Below are 17,327 nucleotides of genomic sequence, written 5' to 3' on the forward strand. Positions count from 1 at the left end.
TCCTGGCGGGAACGGTCGGGAGCTGATCAGCTGGCGTAGGCGCGCAGCCGTTCGGCGCGCTCACCCTGGCGCAGCTTGCCCATGACCTCGCGCTCGATCTGACGGACGCGTTCACGGGACAAACCGAACATCCGACCGATCTGATCGAGAGTGCGCGGCTGACCGTCGTCGAGGCCGTAGCGCATCCGGATGACCTGCTGCTCACGTTCGTCGAGAGTGGCCAGCACCGAACGGATGTCGGAGTGTAGCAACCCGGCGATCACCGCGTTCTCCGCCGAGGTGGCCTCGGCGTCCTCGATGAAGTCCCCGAGCGGTGCCTCTTCGTCGTTGCCGACGGGCATGTCGAGGCTCACCGGGTCACGGCTGTGGTCGAGGAGATCGGCGATCTTCTCCGCCGGAATACCCGACTCGTTGGCCAATTCCTCGTCGGTGGCCTCCCGGCCGAGCTGCTGATGCAACTCCCGCTTGATCCGGGCGAGCTTGTTCACCTGCTCGACCAGATGGACGGGCAGCCGGATCGTGCGGCTCTGATCGGCCATGCCGCGGGTGATCGCCTGTCGAATCCACCACGTCGCATACGTGGAGAACTTGAACCCCTTGGCGTAGTCGAACTTCTCCATCGCGCGGATCAGACCGAGGTTGCCCTCCTGGATCAGATCCAGCAGCGGCATCCCGCGTCCGGTGTAGCGCTTGGCCAGCGACACCACGAGGCGGAGGTTGGCCTCGAGCAAGTGTGCACGCGCATATTCGCCCTCCCGGACGATGACGGCGAGGTCACGCTTCTTGGTGGCCGAGAGGCGCTTCTTGGTGGCCAGCAGATGTTTCGCGTAGAGACCGGCCTCGATCTGCTTGGCCAGTTCGACCTCTTGCTCGGCGTTGAGCAGAGCGGTGCGGCCGATGCCGTTGAGATAGACGCGAACGAGGTCGGCTGCCGGGGACTGGGCGTCGAGATCCTGCTCCGTCATCGGGGGACGGATGGTGCGGGCGGGATCCTCGGCTACTCCAGTGGTCGTGGTCGCAGTGGTCGTGGTCGGGCGTGCAACTGTCGAGCGTGACATTCGGCCTCCTGACGTGAAGTGCGTACATCGGGTTCAACGCTGACCGGTGGGGGAAAGTTCCCGGGAGAACCGGGGCCCGACGGCCTCGCTGGTGACTTGACCAGCAGTTTTTCCCGGCGATGCAGCCGGGCACATGAGAACTTGCTGAGAGTGTGGGTCAGCGGGAACGTCGGTCGCGCTCGGCGCGTGAGGTCGTGTCCGACGGGTCGGCGGTGGAGTCGACGAGGCGCGAATCGAGGATCTGATGGGGTCCCTCGAGCGGTGCCGGCCCGATCACCGAGTGATCGACGCCGTATCGATACTGCGGCACCTCGCCGCGCTTGCGCGGAGGCCGGTCGTTGGCGATGAGCACGGCGATCCACGGAATCGGGATGGAGGCGGCGACGATGGCGAGCGCGAGCAAACCGTTTCCGGTGGCGCTGTAGACGATCCCGGCGATCACGAGAGCCGGTACCCGGAAGGCCATCAAGGTCAGGTACTTGCGCACACGCGCCCGGTGCTGGTCGTCGAGCGACTGTTGCGCACCGGTGATCAGAAAGGCCTGGGGCTCGGTTCCGTGCCCCGTCGATCCTTCTCTGCTCATATGTCCACCATCCCACTTTGCCGCCGCGGATGCACTCACGGGTCATCCGCATCGAGCTCGCCGGTCGAGGTCTCACATCGGTCATTCGTAGCCGCATCCCTTTCGGCGTTGTGGTGGCGCACAATGGTCGGTATGGGAACTGAGACAATCGAGCGGCCGGACCTCGACGAGCGGACCGACGTCGACGAACGGCCCGATGCCGACACCACCGATCACGGCGATGACGATCGCCCAAAGTTCTTCCACTACGTGAAGAAGGACAGGATCGCCGAGAGCGCCGTCATGGGTAATCACGTGGTGGCCTTGTGTGGAGAGACATTCCCCGTCACCCGCTCGGCCAAACCCGGATCGCCGGTCTGTCCGAAATGCAAGAAGATCTACAACCGCATGCGCAAGGAATGAGATCTGATGCGCAGGTGACCGAGGTCTCGCGCCGAGTGATGCAGCCCTCCGACGGAGCGCGGCCTCAGTCCGACGGGGTATCCGGCGGCGGGCGTCGCGACGGTGTCCGCCCCCGTCGGATCGGTCCCGAGGCCAATCGGTCCGGCAGTGTCTTGAGCTGACCGGTCATCTCCGCGGTCTGCGAGGAGACCCAGTCGCGCATCTGCGCCGAGACGGGCGGTTTCGCGGGCCAGAATTCCTGCACGGCGGCGTTGAATTCGGCCCCGATCACGATTGCGAACCCGAGGAAGAACGTGAACAGCAGGAACGCGACCGGCGTCGCCAGCGCGCCGTAGCTGTATCCGGCTCGGGTGAGTTCGGTCAGGTATATGCGGAGGATGTAGCTCGCCACCCAGAAGAAGATGCCGGCGACCACGGCGCCGCCGACCAGGCGGTGCCAAGGCAGCGGATTGGGCAGGGCCAGGTGGTACAGGGTGGTGAGCATGACCAGCAGCAGCACGGCCACGAACGGGAAGTAGCCGAAATCGATCAGCTGGGTGATGATCGGGTCCCACGAGTCGGGCACGATCTCGTGGAGGTAGTTGGGGCCGAGCGCGACCAGCGGCAACACGAACACCGACGCGATCAGAAACCCCATGTAGAGGAACAGCGCGAAGAAGCGTTGCCACACCGGGTTGCGCACCTCATGCTGACCGTGGGCGCGCACGATCGAGGCGACGAAACACGACACCGCCGACGAACCGGCCCACAGCGAGACGAGGAAACCCGCCGAGATGACGACCACCCGGCCACGGCCGAGCACGTTGTCGACCGTGGGACGGATGATCTCGTCGACGACATTGCCGGAGAACGTGCGGTCGGCGAAGGCGATGATGCGCTCGTAGATGACGTCGACCGTGTCCGGCCCGAACCAGCCGGCGATGTAGCCGACGCTGCCCAGCAGACCGAGCAGCAGCGGCGGCAGCGACAGGGCCTGCCAGAACGCTCCTTGTGCCGCCATCCCCACGATGCCGTCATCCCATGCCTTGACGATGGTGCGCCACACGACGCGGTGCAGGTTGCGCACGACTGGTCGACCCACCGTGGGCGGGGTCTTGGCGGCCGGGTGGTCGAGACCCCGGTCGGTCGGAGCGTCAGCGGCCGATCCCGGTGCGCGGGCTCCGGTGGCGTCGGATGGTTCGTCCTCGGGTCCGGTGCCCGCCGACGGGGTCGCGCTCAGTGGCCGAGCGGGTGGTCCGGGCGGCACTCCCGGCGTCGGCCGAGGTGCCAGCGGGCGGGTGGGGCTCGTGTCGTCGATCGGTGCGGTCGGTGATGTCGGAGTCGGTGATGTCGGGGGTGGGGACGGTGGGACGCGACGTCGACGCGCATCGCGGGGTACGCCGGGCGGCACCGGCGCAGCCGGGCCCGGATGTGCAGCACCGGCCGACGACTCGGGGTCCTCGGTGATCGGTACTGGGTTGCGGTGTCGACTGCTGATGGCTCTAGCATCCCTGATCGGCCACCGAAACGGGGCAACCGGTCCCCACCTGGTGTGCCGTCGCCGACCGTCGGTCGCCTCCGGGACCAACGCGCGTCAACCGGGAAGCCGGAGGGCGCTCCCGCTAGAATTGCTCGCGTCCCCTCCGTCGGTCTCGATCCGGTGAGGGGACATTTCATGCCCACCGAATGAGTCCGGTAGGGACAGTCCGGTCAGACCAGGTGTCAGGAGCAGTGCACGAGTGACTTCAGCAGCCGACGGCCCGGCAGCCGAGGAAACATCCATCCCCCCGGGACCGCCACTACGCGCGTGGCAGCGGCGGGCGTTGACCAAATACCTCACCCGCCGACCGGTCGACTTCATGGCGGTCGCGACGCCCGGAGCGGGGAAGACCACCTTTGGTCTGCGCGTGGCCCGCGAACTGCTCGACGATCGCACCGTCGAGCAGATCGCCGTGGTCGCCCCGACCGAACACCTCAAGCATCAGTGGGCCGAGGCGGCCGCTCGGGTGGGAATCGCCCTGGACTCGAACTTCCGCAACGCCACCGGCCAGACCAGCTCGGACTATCACGGCGTGGTGCTGACCTACGCCCAGGTGGCGGCCCATCCGTCGCGTCACCGGGTCCGCACCGAGAACCGTCGCACCCTGGTCATCCTCGACGAGATCCATCACGGCGGCGATGCGAAATCCTGGGGTGACGCGATCCGGGAGGCCTTCTCCGACGCCACCCGACGGCTGGCGCTCACCGGTACCCCGTTCCGTTCGGACGACTCGCCCATCCCGTTCGTGACCTACGAACCGGAGGCCGGCGGGGTGCTGCGATCGGTGGCCGATCACACCTACGGGTATGCCGATGCGCTGGCCGACGGCGTCGTCCGACCCGTCATGTTCCTCGCCTACAGCGGCCAGGCCAGCTGGCGAACGAGTGCCGGGGAGGAGTTCACCGCTCGCCTGGGTGAGCCGCTGTCGGCGGAGCACACCGCCCGAGCGTGGCGGACGGCGTTGGATCCGCACGGCGACTGGATTCCGTCGGTACTCGAGGCCGCCAGCACCCGGCTGCGTCAGCTTCGCGCGGGCGGCATGGCCGATGCCGGCGGGCTCGTGATCGCCACCGACCAGGCGGTCGCCCGCGACTACGCCGAGCTGCTCACGTCGATCACCGGGACCCGGCCCACGCTGGTGCTGTCCGACGATCCGAAGTCGTCGTCGCGCATCGCCGAGTTCGCGGCATCGCGCGATGAATGGATGGTCGCGGTGCGCATGGTGTCCGAAGGTGTCGACGTCCCGCGGCTCGCGGTGGGCGTGTACGCGACCAGTTCGTCGACGCCGCTGTTCTTCGCCCAGGCGATCGGCCGGTTCGTGCGCTCGCGGCGCCCGGGCGAGACCGCCAGCGTGTTCCTGCCGTCGGTTCCGGTGCTCCTCGATCTGGCCTCCAAGATGGAGGCCGAACGCGATCACGTCCTGGGAAAACCCCACCGGGAGAGCGACGGCCTCGACGATGGCCTGCTGATCGACGCCAACAAGCAGCAGGATGAACCGGGCGAGGAGGAGAAGGCGTTCCAGTCGTTGCACGCCGACGCCGAACTCGACCAGCTCATCTTCGACGGGGCCTCCTACGGTACGGCGACATTCTCGGGCAGCGACGAGGAGGAGGACTACCTGGGCCTACCGGGTCTGCTGGACGCCGAGCAGGTCCGTGAACTGTTGCGCAAGCGGCAGGCCGATCAGATGGCGCAACGGTCCGCGGCCGGGCCCGCCCAGGTGATCGAGACCTCAGCGCCCGCGCGCCCGGCCGGGGAGAATCTGCACGCGCTGCGCAAGGAACTCAACACACTCGTGGCGATGCATCACCACCGCACCGGCAAACCGCACGGCATGGTGCACAACGAACTGCGTGAGCGTCTGGGCGGCCCGCCGACGGCGATGGCGACCGCCGAGCAACTCCGAGAGCGGATCTCGGCGCTACGTACCTGGCGCTGAGGCGCGTCCGACGTCACGTGAAACGACAGCGACCCGGCCGGAACACTCCCGGGCCGGGTCGCGATGTCGTCTCGGACGATTCAGACCAATTCTTCGCTCGACTCCACGACTGCGGACAGCTCCACGAGCTTGGCCTCGTGCTCGTTGAAGTGGTGGCGGCAGAAGAGAAGCTCGCCACCGGCGGGCAGCACGGCCCGCACCTTGGCGGCCGCACCGCATCGATCACAGCGATCGGCGGCGGTCAGCGGCATGGAGATCGGGGCTGTGGTGGCTGTGTCTGACATAGTTCCTCCGTCCCGGTCCGGCGTTGGCGTCGTTGCCGGTCGCCTTTCCCTTCGTGAGCCGACACATCGGTCTGATGCGTCACCCTCACCCTTTCAGACGTATGGGCGTTTCGTATTGTTCCGCGGGTCGCCCGGGTGTGTCGTCACTCACCGTTAACACCCGCTGCGCCAGCGGCAACACGCCCTCAATCCGAGTTTACGTGTCCTGAGATGCGGCTCACACGACGTGGCCGGCGTCCGGCTTCTGCGTCTCCTGCTCCGCACGCAGTCGGCTGACGGCATCCGACGACTCGTTCTCGCGGTCGCGGAGGTACTCCCGCAGTGAGTAGCCGAAGGCGGCCACCCACAACACGACGATGGTGACGTAGACGCCTGTCTGCGCAGCTGCGGGAACGTCGACGAGATCGCTGCGCAGCAAACTGCGCGTGTTGGTCAGCACGATCAGCCCGCCCACCGAGGAGCCGAGCAGGCGCGGTGGGACATGCCGGACCAGCCAGGCGGCGATCGGCGCGGCGATGATCCCGCCGACCAGGATCGCACCGACCCAGGCGAAGTTGATCCCCTGCGAACCCAGACTCACCAGGAACCCGAGGCTCGCCGCCACCGCGATGATGAACTCACTGGTATCGATCGAACCGATCACCTTGCGCGGCTCGAGCCGTCCGCTCGCCAGGATGGCCGGAGTGCCCACCGGGCCCCAACCGCCACCACCGGTGGCATCGACGAAACCGGCGACGAGGCCCAGCGGCGACAGAAAGCGCTTGCGCAGCGGTTTGCCGAGGTGCTCACGCGGGATGCCCTGGAAGGTGAACCGAGCCAGGATGTACAGACCCAGCAGCAGCAGGATGACGGCCATCAGGGGAGCCGCGGCCTCGGTGGACAGATTCGACAACACGGTCGCGCCCAGGAACGCGCCGATTGCCCCGGGAAGGGCGATCCGCCGGACCACTTTCCAGTCGACATTGCCGAAGCGCCAATGCGACACTCCGGACACGAGCGTGGTCCCGATCTCGGCGAGGTGGACGGTGGCCGATGCGGCAGCGGGATTGGCCCCGATCGCCAGCAGCAGCGTGGTGGTGGTGACGCCGTAGGCCATGCCGAGGCTGCCGTCGACGAGTTGGGCGGACAGACCGACCAGGCCGATCAGAACGATGGTGCGCATGCGATGAGAACTTTCGGTTCACCGGGGTGACCCGGATGGGCGACTCGGGGAGCGGGACACGCACCAGCCGCCGGGGAACCCCGGCATTCGCTGGCGCGGTCAGAAACGCGCCGCGGCGATCTCGATCAGACGATCGGGCCGCGGCGCCGCAGACACAGCATCGACGCCACCCGCAGGAGGTCGACAGCACGTCGGGTCACCAGCATGCGGAGAATCGTAAGCGCAGCACTGGCGGATCCGTGCATTCGACGCGGTGGGGAGAATCTGATCGCGCACAACCCTTGACAAGGTGATGATCGGGTGGTTAGTGCATCGAACATGTCTGTCGACCCGGAACGTGTGCTGCTCCATCTGTGTGCCCGTGCCGAATGGGAGCGGTCGCGTCGGTCCGGATCTCATGAACCGCCGTCGCTCGCCGAGGTCGGTTTCATCCATCTGTCGGCGCCGGAGCAGGTCCACCTACCGGCCAACCGGCTGTTCGGTGGTCGCGACGACCTGGTGCTGCTCGTGATCGACCCGGAGCGGGTGTCGGCGCGGGTCGTCTGGGAGCCGGGGGTGCCGTCCGATCCGGACGGCATGCTCTTTCCTCATCTCTACGGCGCCCTGCCGCGTGATGCGGTCGTCGATGTTCGGCCGTACACGCCGAACGCGGACGGTGTGTTCACACCGCCCGCGTTCGTGACAGGGTTCTCAGACCGGTCGAGGCCGGATCAGTCCAGGTAGTCGCGCAGGACCTGCGACCGCGACGGATGCCGCAGCTTCGACATCGTCTTCGACTCGATCTGGCGGATACGCTCGCGGGTCACGCCGTAGACCTGACCGATCTCGTCGAGGGTCCGGGGCTGACCGTCGGTCAGCCCGAAGCGCAGACGGACGACACCGGCCTCACGCTCGGACAACGTCTCCAGAACCGACTGCAACTGGTCTTGCAGCAGGGTGAAGCTGACCGCATCGACGGCGACCACGGCTTCGGAGTCCTCGATGAAGTCTCCGAGCTGGCTGTCGCCCTCGTCGCCGATGGTCTGGTCCAGTGAGATCGGTTCACGCGCGTACTGCTGGATCTCCAGCACCTTCTCCGGCGTGATGTCCATCTCCTTGGCGAGTTCCTCCGGGGTCGGCTCGCGGCCGAGGTCCTGGAGCAGTTCGCGCTGGATGCGTCCGAGCTTGTTGATGACCTCCACCATGTGCACCGGGATGCGAATGGTGCGGGCCTGATCGGCCATCGCGCGGGTGATCGCCTGACGGATCCACCACGTCGCGTACGTGGAGAACTTGTAACCCTTGGTGTAGTCGAACTTCTCCACTGCACGGATCAGACCGAGGTTGCCCTCCTGGATCAGATCCAGGAACGCCATGCCGCGTCCGGTGTAGCGCTTGGCGAGCGACACCACGAGCCGCAGGTTCGCCTCGAGCAGGTGATTCTTCGCGCGATTGCCGTCGCGCGAGATCCAGTTCAGGTCGCGCTTGGAGGCGGTGCTGAGCTTCTCGCCGGAGTCGACGATCCGGCGCAGCCGCTCGGTCGCGAACAGGCCGGCCTCGATGCGTTTGGCCAGCTCGACCTCTTCCTCCGCGTTGAGCAGCGCGACTTTGCCGATCTGCTTGAGGTAAGCGCGGACAGAGTCGGCCGACGCGGTGAGCTCGGCATCCTTACGTGCCTGGCGCAGAGCCTCGGATTCCTCTTCATCCCAGACGAAATCGCCGGAGGTCTTCTCCTTGGTGTCGGCCTTGGCCGTGTCACCGGCGGGCTTCACCACCACCGCCGGGGTGGTGGCGGCGTCGGCCGTGTCGTCTTCGTCGTCGTCGGAGGCGTCCTCGTCGGAGGCGTCGTCATCCGAGGCCTCTTCCTCGTCGACCTCGATGTCGTCGTCGATCTCGACGTCGTCGGCGAGTTCGGTGTCCGGACCCTCGATGTCATCGATGGAGCCGCTCTCGTCGGGATCCTCCGTCGATTCGACGTCGTCGCCGTCGGCAGGCTTGGTCGCCTTCTTCGGGGCGCGTTTGCCGGTGGCCTTCTTGGCCGCCTTTTTCGCTGGTGCCTTGCGGGCGGTGGCCTTCTTGGCGGTCCGTTTGGCCGGCGCAGGCTCCGTGGCGGTAGTCGCGTCTGTCGATTCGTCGACGTCGGCCTGTCGGGTCTTGGTGGCTGCCACGTACAACCTTTCGGAACTGACTCGTGAATCCACCGACGGCGGCGCACGCCGACGCGGATCAGGGGCTTGATTTCTCGGTGCGCGATGACCGGTGTGGACCATTGTAACGACATCGCCTCGCACGATGTGGCAAAGGCCTGGTCAGGCCATGTCGTGATACACCACGATCAGCGCGGGAGTTGTCACGCCCGTAGTCCGGTGGACACTGCCATCGCCGCGCCGACGATACCCGCAGTGTTCTTCAGCGTCGCGGGAACGACGGGTGTCGAGTTGGTGAGGTACGGCAGCCACTTGTCGCTCTTGCGGCTGATACCCCCGCCGACCACGAAGACCTTGGGCCAGAACAGGACTTCGTAGGCCTCGAGCACCCGCGACAGTTTCTCGGCCCATTTCTCATACGGCCAGCCCTTGTCCTCTTTCACCTTGGAGGACGCCCGGTGTTCGGCTTCTTTGCCGTCGACGATCATGTGCCCGAGTTCGGTGTTGGGCACCAGTGTGCCGTCGATGAGGATGGCCGATCCGATACCGGTCCCGAGGGTCAGCAACACCACGACGCCGTCGACGTCGGCGGCCGCACCGTAGCGGTCCTCGGCCATGCCGGCGGCGTCGGCGTCGTTGAGCACCGACACCGGCCGGCCTCCCAGATGCGAGCTGAACAGTTCATAGACATCGGTACCGATCCAGTCCTTGTCGATGTTGGCCGCCGTGCGCATGACGCCGTCGGTGACGACGCCGGGCAGGGTGATGCCGACGGGGCCCGTCCAGTCGAAATGATCGACGACCTCGGCCACCCCACCTGCGACGGCTTCGGGGGTCGACGGCTGCGGCGTGAGCACTTTGAAGCGCTCGCCGACCAGCTCACCGGTGTCGAGATCGACGATGCCCCCCTTGATGCCGGACCCGCCGACGTCGACGCCGAATCCGAGGTTGGTCGGGGTGGCTGTTTCGGTGCTCGCTGCCTCGGCATCGCTCATGTCCGGGTCCTCTCTGGTCGAACCCCTGGGTTCGACGAGCTCGGGGAGATGGTGTGCGAACAAGGCTATCCAGCCTCGGCGCGCATCGCTGTGGTCGACACCAACTCGTCATCGTCGCCGGTCCCGCAGTTCACCGCCGTGCCCGACGCAGCACTCATCCCGGCGCAACGCCGACGACGCCGGTGTGCTGACATGGTGCTGTGACCGATGATCCCGGCTTCGACGAACTCGAACGTGTCGCAATCGATGTGGCACAGTGTGCCGCCGCCCACGTCCGGGCCCGGCGACCCGAGTTGTTCGGTGCGCGGCCGGGTCACGATCCGGGAGCGGTCGACGCCGGACCCGCCACGTCCGCACCGTCGGCGGTGAGTACGAAATCGACACCCACGGATCCGGTCACCCTCGCAGACACCGAGACCGAGCAGCTGATCCGAGCCGAACTCCGTGCCCGGCGACCCGACGACGAGGTGCTGGGGGAGGAGGCCGGCGGTTCGGTGGTGGTGCCGTCCGGGGTGCGCTGGGTGGTCGACCCGATCGACGGCACCGTCAACTTCATGTACGGCATCCCGGCGTACGCCGTGTCGGTCGCCGCCCAGGTCGACGGCCGCTCGGTTGCCGGCGCGGTGGTCGACGTGGCGCGTGGGATCACCTACTCCGCAGCCCTCGGCGGGGGCGCGCACCTCGATGCCGGCGCCGGCCGGATCGCGCTGGCCTGTAACCCGATCGACAGCGTGGAACTCGCCCTGGTGGCGACCGGCTTCTCCTACGACGCGCGTCGCCGGGCAGAGCAAGGGGCCATCGTGGCCGCGTTGCTGCCGCGCGTGCGCGATCTGCGACGGGTGGGGGCGGCCGCTCTCGATCTGTGCATGGTCGCCAGCGGTGCGGTCGACGCCCACTTCGAACACGGCCTGAGCCCGTGGGACTGGGCGGCGGGCGGTCTGATCGCCGCCGAGGCGGGCGCTGTGGTCCACACCCCGCCGCCGGATTCGAGGTCCTCGGACGGGCACGTCACCCTGGCGTGCGCACCCGGCATCGCCGACGGATTCGTCGAGTTGCTCGACGATCTCGGGGCACGCCGGATGATCCCTGGCTGACGGTGCTCGCGGACGCCGGCTGAGCCGTCGGCCGGATGGCCGAGCGGGGGTGGCTCAGCAGGACTGAGAATGCACCGCCTGCACGAGGCTGGGGTCGGCACCGGTCTGTGGGTTGTTGGGATCGGCCGAGCGCAGGGCCTCCAGCGCCGCCTGGGCGTCCTGGGACTGCTCGCGGGCCTCGTAGTACTCACCGAGGGCGACGTCGACGGAGTTGTCCGTGCGGCCGTCGACGACGAGCTGGGCGCAGGGCAGTGCCAACCACACCGCAGCCGCACTGGCCTCTCCGGTCGGCCCGAAGCGGATCTGGGCGTAGCAGGCCAGGTCACGGTTGGGGTACACGGTGTCGTCCGCGTACGGCGTGTCGGCGACCGGGATGAACCCTTGCGCGGTCAGGTCGTCGGATACCGACCGAGCGGCGCCGCGCTGTGACGATGCGTTCAGGACCCGCACCTGGAAGGTGGACAGAGCGGCCGGCGCGACGTCGAGCATCTCGTCCCGGTCGGCGGCGGCGAGTTCGGGCGGCTCGGGTGCCGGTGTCGCCGGGGCCGGAGCCGATGGATCGGCTGATGCGGGTGTCGGCTGATTGCAGGCGACGGGAATCGGGGTCGGCCCGGACTCGCTGAGCGCGACCGCCCAGGTGGCCATCGCGGCCGCCAGCAGCACCACAGCGGCGATGATCGCCGGGCGCGCCCGGCGTCGCCGGAACGGACGACCATTGACGTCGACCGATGTGCCCCCGGTAATCTGCGCCACCACCGCGAATCGGCTCCTTCTCACCTCGACCTGCGGCACCACTCTAAAGGGTGCGCCCCGCCAGGCTCGGTACGGACGGGCCCGTGGGTCGGCCGTGTCGCGGTGCCGGCTGGGTAATATCGGCCGGCGACCCGCCCGGGAATGATCGGGGCGGCCCAACCGTTGACCCAGCGGCACGGGTGCACTAGGCTTCGGGCGCCCGCCCTCCGAAGCAGACGGAAGGCATGTACATCGGATGTGACGAAAATCACGCCGATCTGCAGGGTCCTGGGTAACGAATTGCACCGGTCATGACGTTGAAGTGACGCCCGACGGCAAGACAATCCCGGCGGGTCCGCGCACCTACGTTTGTCCGGCCACAAGCCGGGGCAACCGAGAGCGCTCGCACACTCTCACATAGGTAAGGCACACAATGGCTACAGATTATGACGCGCCACGTCGCACAGACACCGAGGATCTGAACGAGGACTCGCTCGAGGAGCTGAAGGCCCGGCGCAGCGAGGCGCAGTCGTCTGCCGTCGACGTCGACGAGGGCGACACCGCGGAATCCTTCGAGCTCCCCGGGGCCGACCTCTCGGGTGAAGAGCTGTCGGTTCGGGTGATACCCAAGCAGGCTGATGAATTCACCTGCACCAGCTGCTTTCTCGTCTACCACCGCAGTCGGCTGGCACGCGAGAACGGCAATTCGCGGATCTGCGTGGACTGCGCCTGACACGGTGCGGGGCGGGTCGACCGACGTCGAGCCCGCCCCTTCGTACCTCCCGATCGGATCAGTCGGCGATACCGGCCTCGGCAGCCGCATCCGGGAGGTCGAGTGCCGCGAGCAGCGCGGCCGGGCGGCGAGTGGACACGAGCCAGTACGGGGTGGGGTCGTCCGGGTCGTCGAGGACCAGCAACACCATCGTCTTCACCCAGGCCCGGTGCATGAGGAACGCAGCCGGATCCAGCTGCCGACCCAGTGCCGCACTCTTGGCGGTGGCCGGCACGGTGGCCCCGCGTGCGATCACCGCGCGTGGCAGGCGTGCCCGGCCCGCCTGCAGCTCACGGTCGGCGGTGACCCGGATCGAGACGCGCCCCATCGACCAGAGGACTGCCGCACACAACACGGCCACCACGACGTAACCGACGATGCTCCATGCGGATCGGTGCGCGGAGAGCTGGATCTCGTAGCCGACGACACCGGTCACGACTGCGGCAGCCAACCACCACCACCACGGGACGGTCAAGCGTTCGGAGAACCGATCCGGCGTCGAGTTCCGTTCTGTCGCCGGGTGCTTTGCGTCACCCGTCGACCCGCCTGCGCCGTCGCCGGAGGGGCGACCGGCCGGATTCTCAGGTGATTCAGGGGGAGTCACGCGACCAGCGTAGTCTGCCCTCGTGGCGCAGAATTCTCCCACCGTGACAAACGACCGGGGCGACGCGAGCGAGCCGATCGCGGTCCGCCGACTCGACCCCGGCATCCCACTACCCACGCGCGCACATCCCGGTGACGCGGGGGTCGACCTCTGCTCGACGACCGATCTGGAACTGCCGCCCGGGCGGCGGCAGCTGGTGGGCACGGGGATCGCCGTGGCTCTGCCGATCGGCACCGTCGGACTCGTCCACCCCCGGTCGGGGCTCGCGGCGCGCGCCGGCCTGTCCATCGTGAACAGCCCCGGCACCATCGACGCGGGCTACCGCGGCGAGATCAAGGTGTGCCTGATCAACCTGGACCCCGACGAGCCGATCACCATCGCACGAGGCGACCGGATCGCGCAGTTGCTCGTTCAGCGCGTCGAGTTGCCGGACTTCGTCGAGGTCGCCGAGCTCGACGAGACCAGCCGTGGGGCCGGTGGATACGGCTCCAGCGGTGGACACGCGATCTTGGCCGCGGCCGCGCCCGACGTCGACGGCGGCCCCGACCATCCCACGACACGTCAGACCGAGGAGTAGACGACCATGGCAACCGACGACAGTGGATTCCGGGACGGTCGATCGCAGGACGGGGAATTGCGGATCGGTACCGCACAGGGCCCGTACGACATCGATGCGCTGACAACTCCGGCAGAGGAGTTGGGGAATTCGCATCTCGATCTGGGCTCGGTGCTCGTTCCGGTGGTCGAGGGTGGTCAGGTGACCGTCGAGATGTCGGCGGCGCATCAACCCGAAGCGGTGTACCTGGTGACACCGCATGGACGGATCAACGTCAGCGCGTTCGCGGCACCGAAGTCGCCCGGCCTGTGGCGTGAAGTGGTACGCGAACTCGCGGAGTCCCTGCGCGACGAGGGCGCATCGGTGGTGGTCGAGGACGGGCACTGGGGCAGGGAGGTGGTTGCCACCGTGCCCGGCGGCGTGCACCGCTTCCTGGGTGTGGACGGGCCGCGGTGGATGATCCGCTGCGTCGCCAGCGGACCCGACGACCGGGCCGATGAACTGGGCCGGTTGGCGCGCGCGGTGCTGGCCGAATCTGTGGTGCGCCGCGGCTCCGAACCGTTCCCACCGCGTGACCCACTGCCGGTGGTACTGCCGCCCGTGCTGGCCGAGCAGGTCGCGGCCGCCCAGCAGCAGATGGCTGAGCAAGAGGTGTCGGGGCACCAAGGAGCCGGGCCACAAGGGGCGGGGCAGCCGGGTGAGTCCGCGGCATCAGCCCCCGAGGCGTCGCCCGCCGCCCAGACGCCGGACGCGCAATCCGACGCCGACGCCGAGCAGCTGCCACGTTCCTCCGGGTCGGCGATGCAGCGTTTCCGACGGGACCGGCGCGGCTGATCGTCGCCGTGGCCGGTGTGGTCAGCGGATCGTCTGCCAGCCGCGTGCACAGCTGAAGCCGAGCGTGGACGGGTCGTCGCCCCAGTCGTCGAGAGTCAACTCGGTCACCGCCGAGCGTGGTGCCGCAGCCGCCCACGACCGGCCCACCGCCACGGGGTGCACCGGGTCGTCCACGGCCGCGGTCACGGCAAGCGGCGCCGTCAGTGTTGCGATCTCGGTAACCGTCGGCGCATGGAACCGAGCGGCTTGCGCCAGTTGCGAGCCGAGCGCCGGATACAGCGCGCGCCACGATCGGCTCAGTTCTGCCGCCAGCCACGGTGGGCTCGACGCCGACATGGTCGCGATCGTCGGCTCCAGTCCGTCGGTGGCCAGTGCGGCGGCAGTGGCCGCGGCGCTGAACGCGGCGGGTGCAAGCGCAGGGTCACCACTCCAGGCCGGCAGCGCGGCCCAGACACCCGCGCAGTCGTTGTCCAAGGCCCAGGCCAGCGCGATCGCTGCCCCGATGGAGACCCCACCGACCAGCGGCGGTCCCGACGTCGCGGCTATCTCGTCGAGGCGGCGGAGATGACCGTCGACCAGGTCCGCCGACGGGTCGAGAGCCACCAGAGTCAGTCCATGGTGGGCCGCGGCAGGGCCGAATGCGCGGTGGATGAAATCGGCGTCGGAGCCGGTTCCGGGGATCGCGACGAGCGTCCTCGATACCGCCGGATCCGACGGGCACGGCGCGGGCATGTCATGATCATGCCCGACGTTGTACCTGGCGTACGGACAGGATTACGCTGGCGACTGCAAGCAGGGGGCGGCGAATCCGCCCGATGTCTCACGAACGTCTCGACGAGAGACGAGTCACCCAACGGGAGGGTGCGATGCCTACCACCGGTTATCTGAAGCGGTTGACCCGCAGGTTGACCGAGGATCTCGGCGACGCCGACGCCGTGGAGATCGCCGAGGAATCGCGCGCCACCGGCGCCCAGCGCGCCGCGGAGTGTTGTCGCGGCGACGAGGTGACGATGCACGGCGAGTTGCGGTCGGTGGAGACCTGCTCGCGCACCGCGAAGGCCGGCGTCAAGGCGGAATTCTTTGACGGGTCGGACACTGTGGTGCTCAAATGGCTCGGCCGCAATCGGATCCCGGGCATCGAACCGGGCCGCAAGATGACCGTGCGGGGTCGGCTGGCCGAACACGACGGCACGAAGATCATCTACAACCCGTATTACGAACTCCAGAGTCCCGACGACGAATGATGTCGTCGCAGGACCCAGCGGGCCCCGCGCCGCAGCGTAGGTCCGATTCCTACGGACGTACGTCCATGTTGGACCAGATGGGTGGGGTATCCGGCCTCATCTACTCGACGGTGCCGATCATCGTCTTCGTACCCGTAAACTCCGCCTGGGGGCTGACCGCCGCGATCATCGCGGCGCTGGTCGCGGCCCTCGGGGTGTTCGTCGTCCGGCTGATCCGCCGCGAACCGCTGAATCCCGCGATCTCCGGCCTGATCGGCGTGGCGATCTGTGTCTTCATCGCCTATCGGACCGGTGACGCGAAGGGCTACTTTCTCTTCGGTATCTGGACCACCCTCGCTTACGCGATCGTGTTCGCGGCGTCGATTCTGGTGCGCTGGCCCCTGGTCGGCGTCATCTGGAATCTGATCAGTGGCGATGGGATGGCCTGGCGCAGCCACCGCAAGACTTTGCGCGCCTACGATCTCGCCACGGCATTCTGGGCGCTGGTCTTCGCGGCACGGTATCTGACCCAGTCCGAACTCTATGACCACGGCAGTACCGGCTGGCTGGCCGTCTCCCGTATCGCCATGGGCTGGCCGTTGACCGCGCTGGCGGTGTTGGCGACGGTGCTCCTCGTTCGCTGGGCGAGCAAGGAGGAAGACCGGATCGAGACCGACGCCGAGTCGAATCCGGCTGTCGCCGAGACCGACACCGGTCGGCACTGATCAGACCACCACCGGCGAGCCCCGGTCGACGTCTCCCGGTCAGGAACCGAGCCGCATCGCCTCGTAGAGAGCAGGTTCGGCCTCGGCCGGAGCGATGAAGACGAGTTCGTCGCCGCCCTCGATCGGGTCGTCGCTCTGGGGCACGATGACGCGACCGCCACGCAGGATGGTCACGAGGGCGGCATCGCGGGGCAGCGTGAGTTTGCGCACCGGTTTGCCCGCGAGTGGCGTGTTGGCCGGCAGGGTGAGTTCCACGAGGTTGGCCTGTCCCTGCCGAAAGGTCATCAGCCGCACCAGGTCTCCTACCGAAACCGCTTCTTCGACCAGGGACGCCAGGATGCGCGGAGTCGACACCGCGACGTCGACGCCCCAGTCCTCGTCGAACAACCACTCGTTGCGGGGATCGTTCACCCGTGCCACCACCCGGTTGACGGCGAACTCGGTCTTCGCGAGCAGGCTCACCACCAGGTTCGCCTTGTCGTCGCCGGTGGCCGCGACCATCACGTCGTAGCTCTGCAGCTCCGCGCGTTCGAGGTTACTGAGCTCACAGGCGTCGGCCTGTACCCAATTCGCGTCCGGTACCGCCGCCGGGTCGATGTGGGCCGGCTTGCGTTCGAACAGCGTCACCTCGTGCCTGTTGAGCAGCAGCTCCCGCGCGATCGAACGCCCCACCGCGCCCGCGCCGGCAATGGCAACCTTCATCGTGTTCTCCCTACGAG

General features: G+C 67.8%; 21 protein-coding genes. 10 read left to right on the top strand and 11 right to left on the bottom strand.

Features of this window, described 5'->3' with window-relative positions; genetic code table 11:
• Positions 1-26: 26 nt before the first annotated feature.
• Together NWF22_RS21245 and NWF22_RS21250 are read right to left on the bottom strand one after the other, a co-directional pair.
• On the bottom strand, positions 27-965 hold the full coding sequence (locus tag NWF22_RS21245) for a sigma-70 family RNA polymerase sigma factor (RefSeq protein ID WP_202398600.1): 939 nt from the start codon (positions 963-965) through the stop codon (positions 27-29).
• 250 nt (positions 966-1,215) lie between these two features.
• The gene (locus NWF22_RS21250) at positions 1,216-1,641 is read right to left on the bottom strand and encodes a DUF3099 domain-containing protein (RefSeq protein ID WP_160902509.1); all 426 of its coding nucleotides are present in this window, start codon (positions 1,639-1,641) and stop codon (positions 1,216-1,218) included.
• A gap of 132 nt (positions 1,642-1,773) precedes the next feature.
• On the opposite strand from NWF22_RS21250, the gene NWF22_RS21255 reads away from it, so the two are divergent.
• Positions 1,774-2,043: a DUF3039 domain-containing protein gene (locus NWF22_RS21255; RefSeq protein WP_160902508.1), complete on the top strand. Its 270-nt coding sequence runs from the start codon at positions 1,774-1,776 to the stop codon at positions 2,041-2,043.
• Positions 2,044-2,107: 64 nt separating this feature from the next.
• Here NWF22_RS21255 and NWF22_RS21260 read toward each other — a convergent pair whose 3' ends face one another.
• Positions 2,108-3,490: a YihY/virulence factor BrkB family protein gene (locus NWF22_RS21260; protein WP_373692025.1), complete on the bottom strand. Its 1,383-nt coding sequence runs from the start codon at positions 3,488-3,490 to the stop codon at positions 2,108-2,110.
• 271 nt (positions 3,491-3,761) lie between these two features.
• Between NWF22_RS21260 and NWF22_RS21265 the strand changes: the two genes are divergently transcribed.
• Positions 3,762-5,501 carry a DEAD/DEAH box helicase gene (locus tag NWF22_RS21265; protein ID WP_160902506.1) on the top strand — a complete coding sequence of 580 codons (1,740 nt, stop codon included), beginning with the start codon at positions 3,762-3,764 and terminating at the stop codon, positions 5,499-5,501.
• A gap of 80 nt (positions 5,502-5,581) precedes the next feature.
• On the opposite strand, the gene NWF22_RS21270 is transcribed toward NWF22_RS21265, so the two are convergent.
• Both NWF22_RS21270 and NWF22_RS21275 read right to left on the bottom strand, forming a co-directional pair.
• Positions 5,582-5,785 (bottom strand): DUF7455 domain-containing protein, encoded by a 204-nt coding sequence (locus NWF22_RS21270; protein WP_160902505.1) that lies wholly within the window; start codon positions 5,783-5,785, stop codon positions 5,582-5,584.
• Positions 5,786-6,002: 217 nt separating this feature from the next.
• Positions 6,003-6,947, bottom strand: a complete 945-nt coding sequence (locus NWF22_RS21275; RefSeq protein ID WP_160902504.1) for a sulfite exporter TauE/SafE family protein — start codon at positions 6,945-6,947, stop codon at positions 6,003-6,005.
• 318 nt (positions 6,948-7,265) lie between these two features.
• Here NWF22_RS21275 and NWF22_RS21280 point away from each other — a divergent pair, with 318 nt between their 5' ends.
• Positions 7,266-7,670 (top strand): DUF952 domain-containing protein, encoded by a 405-nt coding sequence (locus NWF22_RS21280; protein ID WP_160902503.1) that lies wholly within the window; start codon positions 7,266-7,268, stop codon positions 7,668-7,670.
• Here the strand turns inward: NWF22_RS21280 and NWF22_RS21285 are convergent.
• Together NWF22_RS21285 and ppgK are read right to left on the bottom strand one after the other, a co-directional pair.
• Positions 7,658-9,094 (bottom strand): RNA polymerase sigma factor, encoded by a 1,437-nt coding sequence (locus NWF22_RS21285; protein ID WP_258321233.1) that lies wholly within the window; start codon positions 9,092-9,094, stop codon positions 7,658-7,660. The genes NWF22_RS21280 and NWF22_RS21285 overlap by 13 nt on opposite strands.
• A gap of 182 nt (positions 9,095-9,276) precedes the next feature.
• Positions 9,277-10,068, bottom strand: coding sequence for a polyphosphate--glucose phosphotransferase (gene ppgK, locus NWF22_RS21290; protein WP_160902501.1), 792 nt, complete (start codon positions 10,066-10,068; stop codon positions 9,277-9,279).
• A 48-nt stretch (positions 10,069-10,116) separates the two neighbouring features.
• Here ppgK and NWF22_RS21295 point away from each other — a divergent pair, with 48 nt between their 5' ends.
• Both NWF22_RS21295 and NWF22_RS21300 read left to right on the top strand, forming a co-directional pair.
• A complete protein-coding gene (locus NWF22_RS21295) occupies positions 10,117-10,272 on the top strand; it encodes a hypothetical protein (protein WP_160902500.1) in 156 nt (51 codons plus the stop codon).
• The gene (locus tag NWF22_RS21300) at positions 10,269-11,162 is read left to right on the top strand and encodes an inositol monophosphatase family protein (protein ID WP_160902499.1); all 894 of its coding nucleotides are present in this window, start codon (positions 10,269-10,271) and stop codon (positions 11,160-11,162) included. Before NWF22_RS21295 ends, NWF22_RS21300 begins: the two co-directional genes overlap by 4 nt.
• A gap of 54 nt (positions 11,163-11,216) precedes the next feature.
• On the opposite strand, the gene cei is transcribed toward NWF22_RS21300, so the two are convergent.
• Positions 11,217-11,918, bottom strand: a complete 702-nt coding sequence (cei, locus tag NWF22_RS21305) for an envelope integrity protein Cei (RefSeq protein ID WP_160902498.1) — start codon at positions 11,916-11,918, stop codon at positions 11,217-11,219.
• Between the two features lie 409 nt (positions 11,919-12,327).
• Between cei and NWF22_RS21310 the strand changes: the two genes are divergently transcribed.
• Positions 12,328-12,627, top strand: a complete 300-nt coding sequence (locus tag NWF22_RS21310) for a DUF4193 domain-containing protein (protein ID WP_160902497.1) — start codon at positions 12,328-12,330, stop codon at positions 12,625-12,627.
• A 58-nt stretch (positions 12,628-12,685) separates the two neighbouring features.
• Here NWF22_RS21310 and NWF22_RS21315 read toward each other — a convergent pair whose 3' ends face one another.
• A complete protein-coding gene (locus tag NWF22_RS21315) occupies positions 12,686-13,270 on the bottom strand; it encodes a DUF3093 domain-containing protein (protein WP_160902496.1) in 585 nt (194 codons plus the stop codon).
• A 43-nt stretch (positions 13,271-13,313) separates the two neighbouring features.
• Here NWF22_RS21315 and dut point away from each other — a divergent pair, with 43 nt between their 5' ends.
• Together dut and NWF22_RS21325 are read left to right on the top strand one after the other, a co-directional pair.
• Positions 13,314-13,847, top strand: coding sequence for a dUTP diphosphatase (dut, locus tag NWF22_RS21320; RefSeq protein WP_160902495.1), 534 nt, complete (start codon positions 13,314-13,316; stop codon positions 13,845-13,847).
• A gap of 6 nt (positions 13,848-13,853) precedes the next feature.
• Entirely contained in the window at positions 13,854-14,660 is an 807-nt protein-coding gene (locus NWF22_RS21325; RefSeq protein WP_160902494.1) for a DUF3710 domain-containing protein, read from the top strand.
• 21 nt (positions 14,661-14,681) lie between these two features.
• Here the strand turns inward: NWF22_RS21325 and NWF22_RS21330 are convergent, their stop codons facing one another.
• Entirely contained in the window at positions 14,682-15,392 is a 711-nt protein-coding gene (locus NWF22_RS21330; protein WP_160902493.1) for an alpha/beta hydrolase, read from the bottom strand.
• A gap of 134 nt (positions 15,393-15,526) precedes the next feature.
• Between NWF22_RS21330 and NWF22_RS21335 the strand changes: the two genes are divergently transcribed.
• Positions 15,527-15,904: an OB-fold nucleic acid binding domain-containing protein gene (locus NWF22_RS21335; RefSeq protein ID WP_160902492.1), complete on the top strand. Its 378-nt coding sequence runs from the start codon at positions 15,527-15,529 to the stop codon at positions 15,902-15,904.
• 65 nt (positions 15,905-15,969) lie between these two features.
• Positions 15,970-16,608, top strand: coding sequence for a DUF3159 domain-containing protein (locus NWF22_RS21340; protein ID WP_233751168.1), 639 nt, complete (start codon positions 15,970-15,972; stop codon positions 16,606-16,608).
• Positions 16,609-16,647: 39 nt separating this feature from the next.
• On the opposite strand, the gene NWF22_RS21345 is transcribed toward NWF22_RS21340, so the two are convergent.
• Positions 16,648-17,310: a potassium channel family protein gene (locus NWF22_RS21345; protein ID WP_160902490.1), complete on the bottom strand. Its 663-nt coding sequence runs from the start codon at positions 17,308-17,310 to the stop codon at positions 16,648-16,650.
• Between the last annotated feature and the right edge of the window lie 17 nt (positions 17,311-17,327).

This window comes from Gordonia mangrovi, assembly GCF_024734075.1.
In the GTDB taxonomy this organism is placed as follows: domain Bacteria; phylum Actinomycetota; class Actinomycetes; order Mycobacteriales; family Mycobacteriaceae; genus Gordonia; species Gordonia mangrovi.